Here is a 4,644-nt window from a genome sequence, read left to right on the forward strand (position 1 = left end):
CCGCGCCGGGTCCGGGGCGACGACGTGCACCGGGCGGTCCGCGTCGCCGGTGACCGGCGGCTCCGGCGCGGGCCCGGCGGCCTCGGGGCCGTACCCGTACCAGCCGTGTCCGGTCTTGCGGCCGTGCAGCCCGGCCACCACCCGGTTCGGCGTCAGATACGAGGGGCGCAGCCGGTCCTCGTGGCGGAAGCCCGTCCAGATGGAGTCGATGACGGCGGCGGTCACATCGAGCCCGGTGAGGTCCATCAGCTCGAACGGGCCCATCCGCAGCCCCAGCACCTCGCGCGCGATCCGGTCGATGTCCGCCGGCTCGCCCACGTTCTCCTCCAGGAGGGCGAGCGCCTCGGTCACCAGCCCGCGCCCGGCGTGGTTGACGAGGAAGCCGGGGGTGTCCGCGACCGTCACCGCGCGGTGGCCGCAGCCCTCCACGAACGAGGTCAGCAGCGGCGGGATCTCCGGCCGGGTGGCGGCGCCGGGCACCACCTCCACGATCCGCATGAGCGGCACCGGGTTGAAGAAGTGCAGCCCGGCCAGGCGCCCCGGGTCCTTCAGCGCGGCGGCGATCCGGGTCACCGAGAGCGAGGAGGTGTTGGTGGCGAAGACGGCGGATTCGGGCAGGGCCTGCTCCAGGCGGCCGAACACCTCGGTCTTGGTCGCCAGGTCCTCGCGCACCGCCTCGATCACCAGGGACACCTCGGGGCCCGCCGCCCACGGGTCGTCCAGCGGGACCAGCCGCCCCGCGGCCGCCTCCGCGTCCGCCGCCGCCAGCCTGCCCTTGGCCACGGCCCGCTCCAGCATGGAACCCACGAAGGCCACCGCGTCCGTCACCGCCTCGGACCGCACGTCGCCCAGTTCGACGGTGTGTCCGGCGACGGCCGCCCACTGGGCGATGCCGCGGCCCATGGCTCCGGCGCCGACGATCCTGATACGCATTCGGGTCCTGTCCTCTCGACGGGGCGGGCCGGGTGCCCGCGCTGCCGACGCTGTCAGCGGCCTTTGATCCCGTCCAATACCGAATTAGGCTCAGACCCGGACGCCGCAAGAATCAATCATGGCGGCACGACCGGGGGAGGGGCGGCATGGAGCTGCGGCATCTCGCCGCGTTCCTCGCGGTGGCGGAGGAACTGCACTTCGGACGGGCCGCCCGGCGGCTCCAGATGGCGCAGCCGCCGCTCAGCCAGCGCATCCGCCGCCTGGAGAAGGAACTCGGCGTCCAGCTCTTCGAACGCAACACCCGCTCGGTGCGGCTCACCAGCGCGGGGGAGTCCTTCCTCCAGCCGGTGCGGACCGTGCTGGAGGACCTGGACACGGCGGTACGGGCCGCCCGGGCGGCCGGCCGGGGCGCGTACGGACGGGTGCGCATCGGCTTCGCGGGCGCCTCCAGCCACGAGACGCTGCCCCTGCTCACCCGCGCGGTGCGGGCCGCCCATCCGGGCGTCGAGCTGGTCATGACCGGGCAGACCTACGCCAACGTGGCGCTCGCCCGCGTCGCCGACGGCTCGCTTGACCTCGGGTTCGTCCGGCTGCCGGTGAGCCGGCCGGGCGTGAGCTGCCGGGTGATCGACGAGGAGGAGCTGGTCTGCGCGCTCCCCCTCGACCATCCGCTCGCCGCCCGCCCCGAGATCCCGCTCGACGCGCTGGCCGGGGAGCCGTTCGTCGCCTTCCCGGCCAACAGCGGCTCCACCGTGCGCGACGCGATGGTCGAGGCGTGCGAGGCGGCCGGCTTCGACCCGCGCGTGGTGCAGGAGGCGCCGGACTCGTACACCATCCTGGCGCTGGTCGCGGCGGGCGTCGGGGTGACGCTGACCGTGACCTCCGTCCAGCACATCCGGCTCGGCGGCCTGGTCTACCGGCCGCTCGCCGGGCCGCCGATCCGCCGGCAGGCCGCGCTCGCCTGGCGCACGGACAACCCGTCCGCCGCCCTGCGCGCCGTGCTCGCCGTCGCCGAGACCGCCCTGCCCACCCCCGCCCGCTGACCGCCCGTCACCCGGCCCGGCCCGCGCCGAGGAAGGCGAGCAGGCTGACCGGCTCCGGGCGCGCCCCGCCCGCGGCGGACCGGTGCAGGTCCCGGACGGTGCGCACCACCGCGCGGGTCACCGCGTCGGTGCCGGCCTTGCGCTCGAACCAGTGCCAGTCGCCGTGCGCGTTCATCTCCAGGAACACCGGCTCGCCCCCGGCCCACAGGAAGTCGTACGCCCCGTACCCGGCGCCGTCCTCCCCGGCCAGCGCCCGCGCCGCCGCGACCACCGCCTCCGGGGCCCGGACCCGGCGCACCGCCACCTCGTCGGGGCGGTCCCAGATGTCCTCCGGGCGCTCCTTGGCCACCTCGAAGGCGTGCACCTCGTCCCCGGCGCAGTAGACCCGGTACTCGGCGTCGTGCCCGACGTACTCCTGGAGCAGCACCGGTGTCCCGTGCGGCAGCCCCGTCGCCTCGGGCCCGCCGAGCCGGTCGCGGTCCAGGACCCGGGGCAGGAACCAGTCGAGCCGGCCCGGCTCCGGCTCCACGTAGTGCCGGTCCAGCACCTTCAGCACGTAGCGCCGGGCGGGCAGCAGCTCCGCCGCCCGCGCCGGGTCGGTGGTGACCAGTGCGCGCGGGACGCGCACACCGAGTGCCCGCGCCCGGTCCCGCTGCACCAGCAGCCCCGGGTCGTCGGCGCCGATGGCGGCCGGGGAGGCGGCGGCGAGCTGCCGGGCCAGCGCGGTCCACGCGTCCCGGTACACCAGCTCCCCGCCCGGCGTGCCGGCCGGGGACGCGGCCCGCGCCGAGAAGTGGCGCAGCCAGGTCACGGTCGGCGTGAACCGGTGCCCGTCCAGGTCCAGGACGCCGTCCGGCCCCCGGACGGCCCGGACCTGCGCCAGGCCGTCCGCGTCGATCCGGTGCACGGGCACGCCGATCCGGTGCAGCAGGGCGGCCGTCTCGGTCGCCTCCCCGTCGCCCCGTCTGGTCAGCAGCAGGACGGCCCGCGCGGCCGTCCGCTCAGCCATGGGAGCGGGCCAGCAGGGTCTCCGCCATCTCCAGGAGCCGGAGCGCCTTGTCGGAGCGCATGCCGGGGTCGGCGGCGCGCAGCCGGGTGAGGAGTTCGAGCCCGATGGCGGCCTGGTCGGCCAGCAGCCCCAGCAGTTCGACGTCGGCCATCTCCCGTACGCCGTTGGCGCCCCGGTCCAGCACCTCCAGGACGCCGACGCACTCGTCCTCGCTGAACAGCGGGGCGGCCATGATGCTGTCGGGGACGTACCCGGTGGAGGCGGCGGCCTCGCCGGAGAAGTGCCGGGACTCGCGCAGGTCGTCGACCAGCATCGACTGCCCGGACGCGGCGACCCAGCCCGCGATGCCGGTCCCGGCCGGGAAGCGCGTACCGACCAACTGGCCGTCGCCCTCGCCGGCCACGGCCTCGAAGACCAGATCGCCGGAGCCGGGATCGATGAGGAAGATCGAGGAGGCCGCCGCCCCGAAGGCGTGGCGCGCGACCTCCACGACGGACTGGAGCAGGCGGCGCTCCGTGGGCGTCGCGGCGTCAACAGGGTTCATCGTGGGCACCTCCAAGGCGACCGGCGGTGTTCGCGGCACAGAGGAACAGCACCGTCTTGAGCTGGAACGGCGTGAGCCAGGGGTGCTTGCCGAGGATCAGCGCGCACAGCCCGGCGATGTGCGGCGCGGCGAAGCTGTTGCCGGTCGAGCGGATGGTGCCGCCGCCGGGCCACGCCACGGGCACGCGCACCCCGCGCGCGTGGAACTCCACGGGCGGCGCGGGGTTGTAGTAGTACGTCATCGGGTCGTCCTCGTCGTGGCTGGCGACGGAGATCACCGAGGAGAACGACCAGGGATAGCTGGGTACCGGCCGGTTGTGCGCGGAGACGACGAGCGCGCAGCGGCGGAAGTAGGCCCGGTCCACCAGCTCGTGGAGCTGCGCGGTCAGGGCCGGACGGGTCGTCGCCAGGCTCAGGTTGATGACGTCGAAGTCCTGCTCGATGGCCCAGGAGAGCCCGGCGATCAGGGCCGGACCGCTGCCGGTCCTGCCGTCGGTCAGCACCTGTGCGGAGGAGAGCGTCACACCGGGCGCCACGGACCGGATCACCCCGGCGCAGGCGGTGCCGTGGCCGGCCCGGTCGACCGGCTCGCACGGCACCATGCTCACCTCGCCGTCCTCGTCCGGGACGGCCGTCACCGCCGGCCCGACCTCCCCGACCATCGGGTGGCCGGCCTCGACCCCGCTGTCCACCACGCACACCCGCACGCCGGAACCGTCCGACCCGCCCCAGGCCCACTCCGGGCCGACCGAGTCCATCGGGACGGCCGCGAACTCCCGGCGGGCCTCCTCCCGCGTCACGCCCCAGGCGGGCATGCCCGGGGTCACGGCCCGGGGAGGCCGTCTCCAGGGCGGATCGGGATCGTTCATCGCTCCTCCTCCAGTCCGGTCAGCCACGCCCGTACGGTCCGGGCGGGGAGCACGGCCTCCTTGGCCGTCAGCGCGTCGAGGGCCCGGCCGGCCGCCCGCCGGGCGCGCCCCGGTTCCCCGGAGGCGGCCAGCACCCGGGCCGCCTCGAACCACACGTCGCCGATGAGGCAGGGGTCGTCGGTGCCCGCCAGGGCGGCGGTGGCCCGCTCGGCGTCCCCGACCGCCGCCCCGTACGCCCCCTCGCGCG

General features: G+C 75.7%; 6 protein-coding genes. 1 reads left to right on the forward strand and 5 read right to left on the reverse strand.

Annotated elements, in window-relative coordinates; translation table 11 throughout:
• Nucleotides 1–933 (reverse strand): 3-hydroxyacyl-CoA dehydrogenase NAD-binding domain-containing protein (locus MHW47_RS32195; protein WP_239227391.1); only part of this gene is annotated, 933 nt, incomplete at its 3' end.
• A 146-nt stretch (nt 934–1,079) separates the two neighbouring features.
• Between MHW47_RS32195 and MHW47_RS32200 the strand changes: the two genes are divergently transcribed.
• Complete coding sequence (locus tag MHW47_RS32200) at nt 1,080–1,976, forward strand: LysR family transcriptional regulator (protein WP_239227392.1); 897 nt, start codon at nt 1,080–1,082, stop codon at nt 1,974–1,976.
• Between the two features lie 7 nt (nt 1,977–1,983).
• Here the strand turns inward: MHW47_RS32200 and MHW47_RS32205 are convergent, their stop codons facing one another.
• The 4 genes from MHW47_RS32205 to MHW47_RS32220 form a co-directional block, all read right to left on the reverse strand.
• Nucleotides 1,984–2,985, reverse strand: coding sequence for a hypothetical protein (locus tag MHW47_RS32205; protein ID WP_239227393.1), 1,002 nt, complete (start codon nt 2,983–2,985; stop codon nt 1,984–1,986).
• The gene (locus MHW47_RS32210; protein ID WP_239227394.1) at nt 2,978–3,529 is read right to left on the reverse strand and encodes a GAF domain-containing protein; all 552 of its coding nucleotides are present in this window, start codon (nt 3,527–3,529) and stop codon (nt 2,978–2,980) included. Before MHW47_RS32210 ends, MHW47_RS32205 begins: the two co-directional genes overlap by 8 nt.
• On the reverse strand, nt 3,516–4,397 hold the full coding sequence (locus MHW47_RS32215; RefSeq protein WP_239227395.1) for a S8 family serine peptidase: 882 nt from the start codon (nt 4,395–4,397) through the stop codon (nt 3,516–3,518). The genes MHW47_RS32210 and MHW47_RS32215 overlap by 14 nt, the downstream gene beginning before the upstream one ends.
• Nucleotides 4,394–4,644, reverse strand: a 251-nt coding sequence (locus MHW47_RS32220) for a hypothetical protein (protein WP_239227396.1), incomplete at its 5' end; no start/stop codon positions are given. The genes MHW47_RS32215 and MHW47_RS32220, both read right to left, overlap by 4 nt.

It is taken from the genome of Streptomyces sp. OfavH-34-F (assembly GCF_022347745.1).
In the GTDB taxonomy this organism is placed as follows: domain Bacteria; phylum Actinomycetota; class Actinomycetes; order Streptomycetales; family Streptomycetaceae; genus Streptomyces.